The organism is Aquabacterium parvum (assembly GCF_001447195.1).
GTDB classification, from domain to species: Bacteria; Pseudomonadota; Gammaproteobacteria; order Burkholderiales; family Burkholderiaceae_C; genus Aquabacterium; species Aquabacterium parvum.
The window spans coordinates 1-287 of sequence record NZ_LFRI01000595.1 but is presented as its reverse complement, the minus strand read 5'-3'; the positions used below and the strand labels follow the sequence as shown (position 1 = coordinate 287).

1 protein-coding gene is annotated in these 287 nt (G+C 58.9%); it reads right to left on the bottom strand.

Annotated features, from left to right (window positions below):
• Positions 1 to 287: plasmid pRiA4b ORF-3 family protein (locus ABG80_RS20810; protein WP_160322636.1), on the bottom strand; the 287-nt coding region annotated here is incomplete at both ends.

Genomic DNA, 287 nt, shown 5'->3' with positions numbered 1-287 from the left:
GCACATGGGGAACTGCAGCTTGAGCTCGGCGGGCATGGTGTCGACCCGCTCGACCTTGATCCTGTGAGTCCAGTTATCACCGAAGTCATATGTCCAGTTGAACGTGGCGCTGTAGCCCAGCGCCTTGTTCAACGTCACCTTGGATTCGTCATCCAGCGACTCATCGGGCCAATCTGGATCCGGCACGCCATATCTCCCTTCGGCGAACTCAAACTCATGCAGATGCCCGCCGTCCCACCCCATGGCACGCAGCAAAACCACATGCAGCTTGGGCAGGCGGATGCTAG